Source organism: Arthrobacter sp. Marseille-P9274, assembly GCF_946892675.1.
GTDB lineage: Bacteria > Actinomycetota > Actinomycetes > Actinomycetales > Micrococcaceae > Crystallibacter.
Genome location: NZ_CAMPOV010000001.1, coordinates 1,141,634 through 1,157,166 on the forward strand (window position 1 = coordinate 1,141,634; position 15,533 = coordinate 1,157,166).

At 67.4% G+C, this 15,533-nt stretch carries 13 protein-coding genes; 7 read left to right on the forward strand and 6 right to left on the reverse strand.

The features are described 5' to 3' along the window. The first annotated feature begins 2 nt into the window (after positions 1–2). Positions 3–1,424: a mycothione reductase gene (locus tag OC550_RS05175; protein ID WP_262104217.1), complete on the forward strand. Its 1,422-nt coding sequence runs from the start codon at positions 3–5 to the stop codon at positions 1,422–1,424. Between the two features lie 44 nt (positions 1,425–1,468). Here OC550_RS05175 and OC550_RS05180 read toward each other — a convergent pair whose 3' ends face one another. From OC550_RS05180 to OC550_RS05190, 3 genes are all read right to left on the reverse strand, one after another. Beyond that, on the reverse strand, positions 1,469–3,277 hold the full coding sequence (locus OC550_RS05180; protein ID WP_262104218.1) for a long-chain fatty acid--CoA ligase: 1,809 nt from the start codon (positions 3,275–3,277) through the stop codon (positions 1,469–1,471). 165 nt (positions 3,278–3,442) lie between these two features. Further along, positions 3,443–3,874 (reverse strand): hypothetical protein, encoded by a 432-nt coding sequence (locus OC550_RS05185; protein WP_262104219.1) that lies wholly within the window; start codon positions 3,872–3,874, stop codon positions 3,443–3,445. Continuing rightward, positions 3,867–4,637 carry a carboxylesterase gene (locus OC550_RS05190; RefSeq protein WP_262104220.1) on the reverse strand — a complete coding sequence of 257 codons (771 nt, stop codon included), beginning with the start codon at positions 4,635–4,637 and terminating at the stop codon, positions 3,867–3,869. The genes OC550_RS05185 and OC550_RS05190 overlap by 8 nt, the downstream gene beginning before the upstream one ends. Positions 4,638–4,799: 162 nt before the next feature. On the opposite strand from OC550_RS05190, the gene OC550_RS05195 reads away from it, so the two are divergent. Together OC550_RS05195 and OC550_RS05200 are read left to right on the forward strand one after the other, a co-directional pair. After that, a complete protein-coding gene (locus tag OC550_RS05195; protein ID WP_262104221.1) occupies positions 4,800–5,786 on the forward strand; it encodes a 1-acyl-sn-glycerol-3-phosphate acyltransferase in 987 nt (328 codons plus the stop codon). Between the two features lie 89 nt (positions 5,787–5,875). Beyond that, entirely contained in the window at positions 5,876–7,261 is a 1,386-nt protein-coding gene (locus OC550_RS05200) for a class II 3-deoxy-7-phosphoheptulonate synthase (RefSeq protein ID WP_262104222.1), read from the forward strand. 19 nt (positions 7,262–7,280) lie between these two features. Here the strand turns inward: OC550_RS05200 and pknB are convergent, their stop codons facing one another. After that, on the reverse strand, positions 7,281–9,287 hold the full coding sequence (gene pknB, locus OC550_RS05205) for a Stk1 family PASTA domain-containing Ser/Thr kinase (protein ID WP_262104223.1): 2,007 nt from the start codon (positions 9,285–9,287) through the stop codon (positions 7,281–7,283). Between the two features lie 99 nt (positions 9,288–9,386). Then, a complete protein-coding gene (locus OC550_RS05210) occupies positions 9,387–10,943 on the reverse strand; it encodes a lytic transglycosylase domain-containing protein (RefSeq protein WP_262104224.1) in 1,557 nt (518 codons plus the stop codon). A 220-nt stretch (positions 10,944–11,163) separates the two neighbouring features. Here OC550_RS05210 and OC550_RS05215 point away from each other — a divergent pair, with 220 nt between their 5' ends. Continuing rightward, positions 11,164–11,517, forward strand: coding sequence for an Rv2175c family DNA-binding protein (locus OC550_RS05215; protein WP_262104225.1), 354 nt, complete (start codon positions 11,164–11,166; stop codon positions 11,515–11,517). 13 nt (positions 11,518–11,530) lie between these two features. Here OC550_RS05215 and OC550_RS05220 read toward each other — a convergent pair whose 3' ends face one another. Next, positions 11,531–12,676, reverse strand: coding sequence for a polyprenyl synthetase family protein (locus OC550_RS05220; protein ID WP_262104226.1), 1,146 nt, complete (start codon positions 12,674–12,676; stop codon positions 11,531–11,533). 98 nt (positions 12,677–12,774) lie between these two features. Here OC550_RS05220 and dinB point away from each other — a divergent pair, with 98 nt between their 5' ends. The 3 genes from dinB (at position 12,775) to mraZ (ending at position 15,354) form a co-directional block, all read left to right on the forward strand. Beyond that, positions 12,775–14,040 carry a DNA polymerase IV gene (gene dinB, locus OC550_RS05225; protein ID WP_262104227.1) on the forward strand — a complete coding sequence of 422 codons (1,266 nt, stop codon included), beginning with the start codon at positions 12,775–12,777 and terminating at the stop codon, positions 14,038–14,040. A gap of 184 nt (positions 14,041–14,224) precedes the next feature. After that, complete coding sequence (locus OC550_RS05230; protein WP_262104228.1) at positions 14,225–14,599, forward strand: DUF3040 domain-containing protein; 375 nt, start codon at positions 14,225–14,227, stop codon at positions 14,597–14,599. Positions 14,600–14,922: 323 nt separating this feature from the next. Then, entirely contained in the window at positions 14,923–15,354 is a 432-nt protein-coding gene (gene mraZ, locus OC550_RS05235) for a division/cell wall cluster transcriptional repressor MraZ (RefSeq protein WP_262104229.1), read from the forward strand. The last annotated feature ends 179 nt before the right edge of the window (positions 15,355–15,533 follow it).

Sequence of the window (15,533 nt, forward strand, 5' to 3'; positions counted from 1 at the left end):
CTGTGACCTACTATGATCTGGCCATCATCGGCTCCGGCTCCGGCAACTCGCTCATCACCCCCTTCTGGGACAACCGGAAGGTCGCCATTATTGACGGCGGCACTTTCGGCGGGACCTGCCTCAACGTCGGGTGCATCCCGACCAAGATGTATGCCTACCCGGCCCAGCTGGCTTCCGCTGCCAAGGAAGCCGCTGGGTTGGGTGTGGAGCTGACGCTGGGCAAGGTGCACTGGCGGGACATCCGGGACCGGATCTTCGGCCGGATAGACGCGATTTCCGACGGCGGGCGGCGCTACCGGGACGAGGAGCTGGACAACGTCACGCTCTATTCCGAGCACGTGCGGTTCACTGGGCCGAAGACGCTCGTCACGGACAGCGGCCAGTCGATCGAGGCCGGACAGATCGTCATCGCCGCCGGTTCCCGGGCGGTGCTGCCCGACGTACCGGGGATCGACCTGCCGCAGGTGCACACCTCGGACACCGTGATGCGGCTCCCGGACCTGCCGGGCCGGGTGCTGATTGTCGGCGGCGGCTTCGTGGCGGCCGAATTCGCGGCCGTGTTCGCCTCCTTCGGCTCGCAGATCATCCAGATCAACCGCTCGGCACCGCTGCTGAAGTCGGCCGATGCCCTGGTCTCCGAACGTTTCACGGCTGCAGCAGCCTCCCGCTGGGACGTGCGGCTGGGCTGGACGCTGGCGGCGGTCCACGAAGATGGCGCCGGGGTCAAGGCGGTCATTAACGGTGCGGAGGGCGGCCAGGAGACCATCGAGGCGGACATTGTCCTCGTGGCGACGGGCCGGGTGCCGAACTCGGACACTCTCGACGTCCAGGCGGCCGGCTACGACCTGGAACAGGACGGCAGGGTCGCGGTCGATGCGTGCCAGCGCGTGCTGCGCAACGGGGAACCTGCGGACGGCGTGTTCGCGCTCGGCGACGTGAGCAACCCGTACCAGCTCAAGCATGTTGCAAACCATGAGGCGCGGGTCGTCGCGCACAACCTGGAGCACCCGGAGGACCTGCGCAGCAGCGACCACCGCTTCGTCCCCTCGGCCGTGTTCACGCAGCCGCAGATCGCCGCGGTGGGCCTGACGGAGGCCGAGGCCCGGCAGGAAGCCGAGCTGAAGGGGTACGACGTCGTCACAACGGTCCAGGAGTACGGCACCACTGCCTACGGCTGGGCTATGGAGGACAGCACCGGCTTCGTCAAGCTCGTTGCCGACAGGCGCAGCGGCCAGCTGCTCGGAGCCCACATCATGGGCCACGAGGCGTCGCTGCTCATCCAGCCGCTGATCCAGGCGCTGTCCTTCGGCCTGGACGTGGCCTCCATGGCCCGGGGGCAGTACTGGATCCACCCGGCGCTGGCCGAAGTGGTCGAGAACGCTTTGCTGTCCCTCGGCATCGAAGCCCAGCCAGCTCGGGCGTAGGCGGACCGAACGCGGCCGGTCCCGCCGGCGGGGGAGCGCTTCCGCTAGCGGCGGGAAGCCGCGGGCGCGTAGATGTCCTCGACGATCTCCGCGTAGTCCTTCATGACCTGGGCGCGCTTGATCTTCAAGGATGGAGTCAGGTGGCCCGAGGCCTCGGTGAAGTCCTCGGCGATGACACGGAACTCCTTGATCGCCTCGGCCTGCGAGACGCTCCTGTTGGCTTCATCGATCAGGGCCTGGATTGCCACGCGCACCTTCTCGTGCCCGGCGGCCTCCGCGGCGCTGGTGCCGGCGGGAAGCCCGTGCCGTTCCAGCCAGCCCGGCAGGGCCTCCTCGTCCAACGTGACCAGCGCGGAGATGAAGGGGCGCTGGTCGCCGAGCACCACGCACTGGGACACCAGGGCGTCGGCGCGGATCTGGTCTTCCAGCAGGGCCGGGATGACGTTCTTGCCGCCCGCCGTGACGATGATTTCCTTCTTGCGGCCAGTGATTTTCAGGAAGCCATCGTCGTCGAGCTCCCCGATGTCCCCGGTCCGGAACCATCCGTCGACGAAAGCCTCGCCGGTGAGGTCCGGCCGGTTGTAATAGCCGCGCATGACGCACGCACCCTTGGCGAGGACTTCGCCGTCGTCGTCAATGCGCGCCGCATTGCCGGGCAGCGGTGCGCCCACCGTGCCGATCTTGATCAGCTGCGGGGTGTTAACCGACACAGGGGCGGTGGTTTCGGTGAGGCCGTAGCCTTCCAGCACCAGCAGGCCGACGCCGTGGAAGAAGTGGCCCAGCCGCTCGCCGAGGGGCCCGCCGCCGGAGACCGCATGCTCGACCCGGCCGCCCATCGCCTCCCGGATCTTGTGGAAGACCAGTTTGTCGAAAAGCTTGTGCTTCAGCTGCAGCAGCAGCGGGACCTTTCCCGCGGCCTCGGCCCGGGACCATGCGACGGCCGTTTCCGCTGCCGCGTGGAAGATTTTGCCCTTGCCGGCGTCCTCGGCCTTGAGCATGGAGCTGTTGTAGACCTTTTCGAAGACTCGCGGCACCGCCAGTATGAAGGTCGGCTTGTAGCTCTGCAGATCGGGCAGCAGGTTCTTGACATCCGGGGTGTGCGCCACGGTGGCTCCGCAGGCGACGCAGAGCACCTCGATGAACCGGGCAAAGACGTGGGCGAGCGGCAGGAACATGATGGTCCGGGCGCCCTCGTGGGCGACGTCCGGAAGGGCGGCCGCCGCGTTCTCGGCCAGTTCCGCGAAGTTCCCGTGGGTCAGTTCGCAGCCCTTGGGCCGGCCGGTGGTGCCGGAGGTATAGATAATGGTGGCGAGGTCCTCGAGGGAAGCCGTCTGGCGCCGCTCCTGGATGAGGCTGTCGTCGATACCAGCGCCCGCCTCGCGGAGAGCGTCGAGGCCGTCGAGCTGCCAGACGTGGCCGACGTGGTCGAGGCCTTCGTTCCTCGCCGCCTGCCGCACGATGTTCTCGTGGTGGTCGGTTTCCACGAACACGCCGATGGCTCCGGAATCGCCGAGTATCCAGGCGACTTGGCTCGGTGAGGACGTCTCGTAGATCGGTACCGAGACGCAGCCTGCGAACCAAATGGCAAAGTCCACGAGGGACCATTCGTAGCGGGTCCTGGCCATGATGCCGATGCGCTCTCCCGGCGCGGCGCCGGCAGCGACCATGCCCTTGGCAAGGGCAGTGACGTCGGCGAGGAATTCGGAGGCACGGACGTCCTGCCAGCCGCCGGACCCGTCAGGGCGCGAGAACAGCGTTGGGTCCGAGGCCTTGGCGGCCTGCTTGACGACGAGGTCGGTGATGTTGGACTGCCTCGGCACATTGACCATGACAGGAACGCTGTATTCGCGCACGACGGCTCCTTCGGTATCGGGCACTTACCCCCACTGAGTTCCACCTAAGCCTATAACCTAAATCACAGCCGCATACTTGCCGGTAACCTACGAAACGATAACGGCTCCCTGCAGCGCAGGCCGGGCGGACGCTGGAGATAGACGGTCGGGTGGGGCAGGGCGCAGTCAGACCTGGGCTCCGTCATCACCATGGTCGCGGTCGCCGGGAAGCCGGGACACCAGGTAGCTGGCCCCGGCGATGAACAGGACGACCAGGCCGGCGATGACCGCAAAGGGCGCGCTGCGCCAGAACATCGCCATCAGCAGAAGCGCGAGCGGAGCGCCCGCGGCGCCGCACCAGGCAAGCACTATCAGCGGGTCGCCGGCGCCTAAAGGTGCCGGTTCCGGCGGAACGAACCCCTCGTCGTCGTCCGCTGGCTCACTGAAATCCCGTGGCCCCGGTGGAGTGCCGGCGCCGGGCTGCGTTTCCCCGGCGGCAGGAGACTGCGGGTCCGGGGCGGCCGGAGACTGCGGATCCGGGGCGGACTCGGCTGATTCGAGCCGGGCGACGAGGTCCTGCCAGACGGCGTCGTCCTGCGACGGTTCACGCTCAGACATGCGCGTGCTTCCTGCCGGCCACCGACGCGATGAACGCTGCCGAGCGCTCGAAGATGAGTTCGGCGTCGTGGTCCATGGTTGCGACGTGGTAGCTGTTGTCCAGTTCCACGACCTCCACCTCAGCCGAGCCGATCCGGCGGCGCAGCAGGTCCGTGCTGGACTCCGGCACCACGTGGTCGACCGCGGAGCGGAAGACGAGCGCGGGCGCCGTCACGCGGGGCAGCGCGCTGGCCGTGTCGGCGAAGAGCAGCCCCAACTGGTGGACCGCGGCCGTCGGCGTGCGGGCATAGGCCAGTTCGTCCATTCCCGGTTTGCGGATGTCGTTCGCGATGGCCGGGGTCGACCTGATGAAGTAGCGCAGCACGCCGGCGAAGCGGGCGGCCGGGTTGGCGAACGTCAGGCCGGGGTTGACGGCGATGACACCGGCGACGGGGCGGCTGGCGGCCAGACGGAGCGCGAGGGCACCGCCCATGGACAGCCCGGCGGCGAAGACAGCGGTGCGCTCTCGGGCGAGTTCGTCATAAGCCCGTTCGACGGCGTCGTACCACTGCCGCCACGGCGTGCGGGCCAGCTCCTGCCAGGTCGTGCCATGGCCGGGCAACAGCGGCAGGCGCACCGCATATCCCTGCGCGGACAGGTACTCCGCCCAGTCCTGCAGGCTTCGCGGCGAGCCCGTAAAACCGTGGCTGAGGACAATGCCAATGCGCGAATTCGGACCGTGGCCGGGGCTGGTGAACGGAGGGACTGGCTCCATCATGGTCATGACTCTATCGTGACACCCGCGGCGCGTTCTTCCCATGCCGGGCAGTTCGCCGCGGGCACGTTGTGTGCCTGCCGGGCACGCTCTCTAGAGTAAAGTCACTCAAGGTAGATGAGGTGACCGACCGCAGCTGGCCGGCGCGGGCGTTCAACGGGAAGGGCTCACGTGTTCTATTGGGTGATGAAGACCATCTTCGTCGGACCGGTGGTGCGGCTGCTTTTCCGCCCCTGGATCAAAGGACTCGACAATCTGCCTGACGGGCCCGCGATCCTGGCCAGCAACCACCTTTCCTTCTCGGATTCGATCTTCCTGCCGGTCGCGGTTCCGCGGCCCGTGGTGTTCCTGGCCAAGTCCGAATACTTCACGGGCAGGGGACTCAGGGGGCGTCTCACGGCAGCCTTCTTCCGCATGACCAACCAGCTGCCGATGGATCGTTCCGGCGGCGCGGCCTCGGCCTCCTCGCTGTCCGGCGGGGTGGACGTGCTGAACGAGGGCGGGCTGCTGGGGATCTACCCCGAGGGCACGCGGAGCCCGGACGGCCGGCTGTACCGCGGCAAGACCGGCGTGGCCAAGCTGGTCCTCTCGACGGGCGTGCCCGTGGTCCCGGTCGCAATGATCGGCACGGACAAGGTCCAGCCGATCGGGCGGCGGATCCCCAACATCCGCCGCGTCGGCACGATCATTGGCAAGCCGCTCGATTTCAGCCGCTACAAGGACCTCGAGAACGACCGCTTCATTCAGCGGTCGGTCACCGACGAGATCATGTACGAAATCATGCGCCTGTCCGGACAGGAATACGTCGACGCCTACGCCAGCACCGTCAAGGCGCGGCTGGCGGCGCGGAAGTCCGGTAAGGGGGGTGCGGATGCGCGGGCGGCCGCCGCCGTCGGACTTCCCGAGACGGGTGCGGGCGGCGCGCCGGGTGCCAAGGCTCCCGGGACGGTCACCATCGTCGGCAACCCGGCCGCCGGCGCCGCCGGGTCCTCCAACCTGCCGGCGGCCGCGGCACCGGCTGCCACACCGGGCGGGGAACGTCACGGCGGGCAGCGTCCCGCGGCAGCACCGGCGGATGGGGATGCTCCGGGCAGCGAAGCGCCGGCTGACAGCGGCCCGTCCTCCGCCGGCCCTGCCGGCAAGCCGGAGCTCCGTTAGCCTGTACCGCCGCGGGTATGTGACAGCTTCCGTGTTCAGCGTTACGCCGGGCCGCCGAACCCACGCCGGAACCGGACTAGCATGGATATGTGACTGAACTGCCTGTAGCCCACCCGATTGCCAGCCCGCAGCCCGGAGCCGCGGAATATCCCGGCCTTGACGCGTGGCGCGATTTGCCCGTTGTCCAGCAGCCGACGTGGGCCGATAGCGAGGTCCACCGTGCCGCGGTCTCCGAGCTATCGAGCCTGCCGCCGCTGGTCTTCGCCGGCGAGGTCGATCTCCTGCGCCAACGCCTGGCTGATGCCGCCGAGGGCAAGGCATTCCTGCTGCAGGGCGGCGATTGCGCCGAGACCTTCGAGGGTGCCACGGCGGACAAAATCAGTGCCCGCGTCCGCACCATCCTGCAGATGGCTGTCGTCCTGACCTACGGCGCGTCCCTGCCGGTCATCAAGATGGGCCGCATGGCCGGGCAGTTCGCCAAGCCCCGTTCGTCCAATGACGAGACCCGCGAGGGCGTGACCCTGCCGGCCTACCGCGGGGACATGGTGAACGGCTACGAGTTCACGCCGGAGTCCCGCGCCCACAACGCTAACCGAATGGTGCAGGCGTACCACACCTCCGCTTCGACCCTGAACCTGATCCGCGCCTTCACCCAGGGCGGCTTCGCGGATCTGCGGCTGGTCCATCACTGGAACAAGGGCTTTACAGCCAACCCGGCCCACTCCCGCTACGAGTCGCTAGCCCGCGAGATCGACCGCGCGGTCAAGTTCATGGACGCCTGCGGGGCGGACTTCGATGCCCTCAAGCGGGTGGAATTCTTCGCCAGCCACGAGGCGCTGGTGCTCGACTACGAGCGCGCCCTGACCCGCATCGATTCGCGCACCGGCCTTCCGTACGGCACGTCCGGCCACTTCCTCTGGATCGGCGAGAGGACCCGGCAGCTCGACGGGGCGCACGTGGACTTCTTGTCCCGGGTCCGCAATCCCATCGGCGTGAAGCTCGGGCCCACGAGCAGCGCGGACGACGCCCTGCGGCTCATCGACAAGCTGGATCCGCAGCGCGAGCCCGGCCGCCTGACCTTCATCACCCGGATGGGGGCTGGCAACATCCGCGAGAAGCTCCCGGCCCTGGTGGAGAAGGTCACGGCCAGCGGCGCCAAGGTGCTGTGGGTGACCGATCCGATGCACGGCAACACGGTGACTTCGCCGAACGGCTACAAGACCCGCAATTTCGACGACGTCATCGACGAGGTCCGCGGATTCTTCGAGGTGCACCATGCCCTGGGTACCTTCCCGGGCGGCCTGCATGTCGAAATGACGGGCGACGACGTCGCGGAATGCCTGGGCGGGGCCGATCCGATCGACCAGCATGCGTTCCTCGAGCGCTACGAGTCGGTCTGCGATCCCCGGCTGAACCACATGCAGTCGCTGGAGATGGCCTTCCTGGTCGCCGGCGCCCTCGGCAAGCGTCCCTGAAAGTCCCCGGGAGGCTCGGCTACACCACGGTCAGCGTGACGACCGAGCCTTCCGGAACTTCCGTTCCTACCGGATCCTGCGCCCGGACGGTGCCGAAGAATCCGCCGAGGATCTCATTGACCTCGACCTCGAACCCCAGGTCTTCGAGGGCCCGCCGGGCGTCATCGACCTGTTCGCCGACGAAGTCCGGCACCTCGACCATCCGCGGGCCCTTCGAGAGTGTCAGCGTCACGGTATCGCCGCGCACCACGCTGCCCTCGGCGGGGCTCTGCGCGGCCACGTCTCCTTCGGCCACTTCCCGGTCGAAAACCGCCTCCGGGGCGATGTCTGCCTCCAGCCCGGCCTCCTGAAGGGCGGCTAAAGCGTCGTCCTGGCTCAGCCCGGTGACCTGCGGGACGTCGAAAGGCCGAGGTCCCTTGGACAGTGTCACGTCCACCGGCGTCCCGCGGCGGAATTGTTCTCCGGCAGCCGGATCCTGCGCCAGTACCTGGCCCGCGGGGACCGCCTCGTCGTACGCCTCTTTCCGCTCGCCCAGGACCAGATTGCCGCCCTCAAGTTCGCGTTGCGCCTCTTCGGCCGTCAGCCCCTCGAGGGCCGGAACGTCGAATAGTTCGGGCCCCTTGGAAACCATGAGCGTCAGCGTTTCGAAACGCCGGACCTGCCCGCCGGCGGGCGGCTCGGTGCCGATGGCGACGCCCTCTTCGAATTCCTCGTGGAAAGACTCCTCGAGCCGGTAGTTCAGGCCCTGGCCGTCCAGCAGGGACTGTGCTTCGCCGGCCGGTTTGCCGGATACCGCCGGAATGTCGACGGCGGCGCCGGGGCCGAGCCCGAAGAACCACCCCGCGGATGCAGCCAGGACCGCCAGCAGCGCGAGCACCAGGATCCACAGCAGGCCGCGGCGCCCCGCGTTCCGGCGCAGGGAGTGTTCCGGCCGGCGCGCTTGGCGGGCCAGGTCCCGCTGCTGCGAGCGTGCCTGCCGTTTCGTAGGAGCGGCGGGCGCGGCGTCCCGCACGGCCGGCTCGGATGGCCGGGTGAGGGCCTGGGTGTGCTGGTACGACGGCGGTATCACGGTTGTGCGGTTCGGGTCCCTGCCGAGCACTTCCGTCGGGTTCGGCGCGGGCACGGCCTCCGTCGGGGCAGGGGGCGCGGGAGGCGGCGGTGCACTGTGGCCGTCGAGGTCCGCGTCGCTCAACGTCGTGCGCACGTGCCGCAGCTCGCCGAGCAGGGCGTTGGCGTCTATCGGCCGCTGTTCCGGGTCGTGGGCGGTGCACCACAGCACCAGTTCGTCCAGGTCCGGCGCGAGCCCGGGCACCAGGGACGACGGTGCGGGGACCGAGGAATTGACGTGCTGGAACGCAACCTGGATGGGGACATCGCCGGAGAACGGCTGCCTGCCGGTCAGCATTTCGAACAGCATGATGCCGACCGAGTAGACGTCGCTGCGCGCGTCGGCGGGGGAGCCGGTGACCAGCTCAGGGGAAAGATAGGCGACGGTGCCGATCAGCGTGCCCGTATTCGAGGTAGTCGAAGCCGCTTTGGCCAGGCCGAAGTCGCCGATCTTGATGCGGCCGTCGGAGGACATCAGCACGTTCTCCGGCTTGACATCGCGGTGGACGAGGCCGGCGCTGTGGGCGGCGGCCAGGCCCTCCACCACCGGATCCAGCAGGGCCAACGCCAGGCGGGGCTTCAGAGTCCCCTTCTCCCGCAGGACGTCCCGCAGCGTGTGGCCGGGCACGTATTCCATCGCCAGATAGGCGACGTTGCCGTCGAATCCCTGGTCCTGGACGCCGACGACGTGGGGATGCGACAGCCGCGCGGCCGACTTGGCTTCCCGGACAAAACGTTCCAGGAAACTCGGATCCTCGGCCAGATGCGGGTACATGATCTTCAGCGCGACTTCCCGGTCGAGGCGCGTATCCGTCGCCAGGTAGACCGTCGACATGCCCCCGCGGGCCAAGCGTGACTGGATCAGGTAGCGCCCGTCAACCGTGGCGCCGACCATCGCGTCCGTGACATGTTCCTGCACTCTTCGATCCTATGTCCTAACGAGGCGGGGGTCCCGATCGACATTCGATCGGAACCCCCGCCGCATGTTGTCCTTCGAACCGCCAGGTCCGCCGGAGCGTTACTTGAAGCTCTTCATGTGGGACTTGACGGCTTTCACGTAGGCCTTCGTGTCCGGATACATGCCGTGCTTCGACACCGAGTACTGGCCCTGATAGTAGGACGCGATCGCCTTGTCCAGCGAGTCGCTGGTGCGCACCAGGGACCGGATGATCGCGATGCCGGCCGTGGCGTTGTCGTAGGGATCCAGCAGGTTCAGCTTGCGTCCGACGAGGTCGGACGCCCAGTCGCCGGAGGACGGGATCACCTGCATGGCCCCGATGGCGTTGGCCGGGGAGACGGCCGTCTGCTGGAAGCCGGATTCCTGGTACGCATGTGCCAGTGCTAGCGCCGGATCAACGCCCATGCTGCGGGCGGTCTGCGCGATGATCGACTTCATCTGAGCCTGGCTCGGCTGCGGAGTCGAGAGCAGCAGGCGCTTGTTTTCGTTGGCCTTGGCCACGACAGCATCCGGGTAGGTGTAATGCAGGAAGCTGTCCGGCACGAGTTGTCCCGAGGAGGCGGTCGACACCGAGCTGGATCCGCCGGAACCGGGCAGCCTGATCTTCTGGCCCGGGTGGATGACGGAGCCCGACTTCAGGCCGCTGGACTGAAGCAGTTTGCTCAGGGTCGTCTTGTGCTTCAGCGCGATGCCGTACAGGGTGTCCCCGGCCTTGACCGTGTAGGTCTTGGCAATCGGGGCGACCGCCGAGACGGAGGCCGCGGGGCCGGACGCGGTGGAGGCGGCCGCCGCGGTCCCGCTGACCTTGATCTTCTGGCCGGGATAGATGATTGAGCTGGTCTTCAGGCCGTTGAGCGAGAGGATCTTGCTCAGGCCCATGTTGTGGCGGGAGGCGATGCCGGACAGGGTGTCGCCGGCCTTGACCGTGTAGGTGGAGGACCGGGCCGACGAAACCGTGGAGGCGGGGGCCTGGGTGCCGCCGGCAGCGGCGCTGCCGCTGACCTTGATTTTCTGGCCCGGGTAGATAACCGAGGAGGTTTCCAGGCCGTTGAGCGAAAGGATCTTGCTCAGGCCCATGTTGTGGCGGGAGGCGATGCCGGACAGGGTGTCCCCGGCCTTGACCGTGTAGGTCTTCGACGAGGAGGAAGCCGCGGACGCGGCGGCGGAGCCGCCGGCAGACGAGGAACCGCTGCCCAGCTTAATCTTCTGGCCGGGGTAGATGACTGAGTTGGCCTTCAGGCCGTTCGCGCCGAGGACCTTCGAGACGCTCAGCCCGTACTTGGCCGCGATGCCGCTGACAGTGTCGCCTGCCTTGACGGTGTGCGTCGCAGGCGTCGCCCGCAGTGCGGGCCGGAGCGCTGACGGGAGCTGTACGGCAACGTCCGAGGCAGGAATCATGGTGCCGCGGTTCACGGGAAGGTCGGGGCCGGCCAGTTTCGGCTGCAGCATCGCCCGGGGCGGCATCTCGGCGGCCTGGGCAGGGACGGCCAAGGCGGCCGAGGAAAGGACGACGGCGGGAATCGCGGCGGTGGCGGCGGCCGATAGGAGCGCGCGCGAGGACTGGGCGGGAGTCCGGCTTTCGGCGCGGTTGCGGGTGAACGGGCGCTGGTCAGTCATGGACATTTCCTCATCAGTGGTCAGCGGCATCTGCCGAGGCCCGTAGGCATGTTGTACGTGGTGCGAATGTGTCGTCTGTTATCTGTGTGAAAACTGTGACTTTTGTGAATCTACACTAAATCCGCATAACACAACAGCAGATTGCGCACGTCCAATGGCGGCAGTGGCGTGTCGGCGCCCGATCTGGCAGCAGGACGCCCCGACATGGGAGGCTTGTTCCGTGAGTGAACTTGAATCGTTGATAACCGAATGGCTCCCGCTCCCCGACGTGGCGGAACGCCTGGGCCTGCCCATTAAGAAGGTCCACAGCCTCCTGGAGGAACGCGCGCTAGTAGCCGCCCGCGTCGGGGAGAGGAGCATCAGGTCGGTTCCGGCGGAATTCCTGCTGGAGGACCGGCTAATGGACAGCCTGAAGGGGACCATCTCCGTATTGTCCGACGCCGGGTACAACGACGAGGAAATCCTCCGCTGGCTCTTCACGGAGGATGACTCCCTGCCGGGCCGGCCGGTGGACGCCCTGCGGCAGGGCCGCAAGACGGAGATCCGCAGGCGAGCACAGGCCTTGGGCTGGTAGGAGCGGAGCCCTGTCAGGACGTGCGCTGCACGGCGCGGTCGGCTAGGGCGCGCAATGCCCCGGCCACCGTGTCCTCCACCGGTAGCTTTTCCAGCGCGGAATAGGCGTCGGAACTGAAGGCGGAAATCATTGACTCGGCTTCGGCCAGTGCCCCGCAGCTCTCGATAATGGCGCGCAGGCTGTCGATTTCGCCGTCGCTAAGATCGGGCAAGCCCAGCTTGGCCTGGATGAACTCCGCCTCCGCGGGTGAGCAGCGGTCGACGGCCAGTCCGATCAGGACCGTGCGCTTGCCTTCGCGCAGGTCGTCGCCGGCGGGCTTGCCGGTGGTGGCAGGGTCGCCGAAGACGCCGAGGACATCGTCGCGGATCTGGAAAGCCTCGCCGAGCGGAAGGCTGAAGGCGGAGTAGGCGGCGATCAGTTGCGGTCCGGCGCCGGCAAGGGCTCCGCCGAGGCACAGCGGATGCTCGCTGGAGTACTTCGCCGACTTGTACCGCAGGATCCGAAGGGCCCGGTCCACCGCTTCGCCGGAGGGGCGCCCCGGTCCGGCAACCTCTTCCAGGACGTCGAGGTACTGCCCAGCCATGACTTCCGTGCGCATCCGGTTGAAAATCAGTCGCGCGGACCCCGAGGCTGCCGGGATCCCGGCGAACACCTCCTCGCTGAAGGACAGGCAGAGGTCGCCGGTCAGGATGGCGGCGGCCTGACCGAAGTGGGCCGGGTCGAGCGCCCAGCCCCGCTCAGCGTGGTTGAGCTCGAACCTGCGGTGCACGCTCGGCTTTCCACGCCGGGTGGCCGAGCGGTCGATGATGTCGTCGTGGATCAGGGCGGCAGCCTGGAAGAGCTCGATGGCCACGCCGGCCTGCACGGCGTCGTCTGCCAGCCGGGCACCGCCCGCCCCGCGCCAGCCCCAGTAGGAAAGCAGCGCCCGCAAGCGTTTGCCGCCGTCGGCCAGTTGGGCAATGGCATCCACGAGTTCGGACGCATCGCTGGAGACTTCCTGCAGCTGGCCCCGCTGCAGGTCGAGGAACCCGGCCATGCGCTCCGAGAGCAGCGTTCGGTAGCCGTCCTGCTCCGCGGCGGCTCCGCCAACGCCCGCTACGGCTTCGTCTGCGCCGGCTCCTGCGGCGGCGGGAAGGGACTGCGGGTCGGGCAGCTGCAAGACATACTCCTTAGCGGGTGGTGCGGTACCCACCAAGTCTAGCCATGGGCCTGCCCGCTAAGGCCTGCCCAGGGCACGGCCGGCCCTAGGATTAAGGAGTGGGTGCAAGCCAGCGGAATGAGCGCGTCATCATGCATGTAGACATGGACGCGTTCTTCGTCTCTGTCGAATTGCTGGAACGGCCCGACCTGGTGGGCGCACCGGTCATCGTGGGTTCTCCGACCGGGCGCTCGGTGGTGCTGTCGGCGTCCTACGAAGCGCGGCGGTACGGAGTGCGCTCCGCCATGCCCATGGCGAGGGCCCAGCAGATGTGTCCGCAGGCCGAGATCATTGCCCCGCATCACTGGAAGTACCAGGAGGCGTCGGCCCGGATCATGGAGATCTTCCGGACGATGACTCCCGACGTTGAGCAGCTCAGCGTCGACGAAGCCTTCCTGGACGTGACCGGGTCCATCCGCAGGCTGGGCCAGCCGCTGGAGATCGGGCGCCTGATCAGGGCAACAATCCGCGGGGAGCTCGGCATCCCTGCAACCGTCGGCATCGCCTCCAGCAAGTTCGTGGCCAAGATCGCCTCGACGCATGCAAAGCCCGACGGGCTGCTGCTCGTGCCGCCGGAGCGCACCGTGCAGTTCCTGCACACCCTGCCTGTGGAAGCGCTCTGGGGCGTGGGAGCGAAGACGAGCGCAGTCCTGGCCCGCCAGGGCATCAGGACCGTTGCGGATCTCGCCCACACCCCTGAGCAGACTCTCAGGCGGCTGTTGGGCGCCACCGGCGAGCACGTGTTCCGCCTGGCCTGGGGCATTGATGACCGGAAGGTCACGCCCGAACGGGTGGAAAAGAGCATCGGGGCGGAAGAGACTTTCGCCGAAGACGTGGACGATACGGCCGTGCTGGAGCGCGAACTGCTGCGCCTGGCGCATCGAACGGCGGTGCGGCTGAGGTCCGCCGGGCTGCAGTGCAGGGGAGTAGCGCTGAAACTTCGCTACGCGGACTTTACGACGTTGAGCCGCTCGCGCCGCCTGGTGGAACCGGCGGACAGCGCGCACGAGCTTTATGCCGCCGCGGTGGCCCAGCTCGCCGCACTGGGTACGCGGCCCATGGCGGTGCGGCTCATCGGGCTGCGTGCGGAGCAACTCGAACCCGCGGCCGGCGGATACCAGCTCAGCATCGACGGCAGCGAGGACAGCTGGCGCAGCGCCGAGGCAGCGCTGGACAAGGTCAACAGCAAGTTCGGCAGCGGCGGCGTGCTGCCCGCATCGCTTTTGCCGCAGCCGCACCGTCCTGATCCCGGTGGACGCGGGGCCGTGGAGCCGGCGTCCCGGCCGACGGAAGCGGCCCGGCGGGGAGAGCCGACGGGGCCCTGAATCGCCCGCGCGCGCAATCGGCTCTGTGGGCCCTGCAATCACGCTTCCGGCTTTCGAATGGGGCCCCGGCAATCTATCCTTAGTACTAAGGCAAAGTCGCCGGAACAACGCGCCTCCGGAACTCTTTGCGGAGGCTGCGCGTTTGACGATATGCGGACGTGGGGGACGGAAGAAGGAGACTCAGATGCCACTCTCAGAGCATGAGCAGCGGCTGTTGGATCAGTTGGAGCAGCAGCTGCATGCCGACGATCCGAAGTTTGCCAGCCACATGGAATCGGCATCCGGGCGGTCGCTGTCGACCCGCCAGATTGTGGTTGGGTCGCTTGTCGCCGTGGCCGGAATCCTCATTCTGCTCATTGGTATTTCCAGCCAGATCATTGCTCTGGGTGTGCTCGGCTTCCTGGTGATGGGCGCCGGCGTGTATTGGGCGACCAGCAGGCGTTCCGGCGGCAAGGCCGGAACGGGCGGCCGCAAGGCTTCCAAGCAGCCTAAGGGCGGCGGCTTCATGTCGTCGCTCGAAGAGAAGTGGGACGAGCGACGCCAGGGAGAGGACCATTAGCAGACCCGCCCCGGCGGCTCCACTTCGCTCCACCGCGTAAGACAAGCTCACGAAAGACCCGTCGAATGACGGGTCTTTCGTCGTTTAACTGCGGTTTCAGCCGGAGCGCGGCCGAACCTGGGCCGATTCCCTCCACTTCCCACCACACCCCGCCCGGCCGCGTCCTTCCAAGGGAGGGCCGGCCAGCCGAATCCAAGTTTTTCCCAGTGAGAGTGTGTTTTAGGGTTGACCGGGGAGTGAAGTGGAGTAAAGTGGAGGACATCAGAGGGTAGAGGTGGTTGCAGGGGGCTGACGGACTCCTCCTATCGGCAAGGGCGGTGGCTATGTTCCTCGGAACGCACACCCCCAGGCTCGATGAGAAGGGGCGCCTGATTCTTCCAGCCAAGTTCCGTGAGGAACTGGCGGACGGCCTGGTCCTGACGAGGGGCCAGGAGCGTTGCATCTACATCTTCAGCCAGCGGGAATTCGAACGGGTGCATGACGAAATGCGGAAGGCGCCCATCTCGTCGCGGCAAGCGCGCGACTACATTCGGGTTTTCCTGTCCGGAGCCTCTGATGAGGTACCTGATAAGCAGGGCCGGGTAACGATTCCGCCCGCGCTCCGCGCTTACGCAGGGCTGGACCGTGAACTGGCAGTGATCGGCGCCGGCACCAGGGCCGAGATCTGGGACGCCCAGGCCTGGTCCGAATACCTCACGGAGAAGGAAGCAGCCTTCTCCGACACCGATGAAGACGCAATACCCGGAATCTTCTGACACCCGTCAGTACACAGGCAAACGGCAGATTCTTGAATGGGATCTCCAGCCGCCCAGCATGACCACCTGGCTCACCTTCCCCTGAGCCAGGCGGGGCAGGCCAGGCGCGGATGGGGATCCGATCCAAGAATCGTCGGGTTTAAAGGACAAGAGCACTTCCTACAGGCATAAGGAGCAAA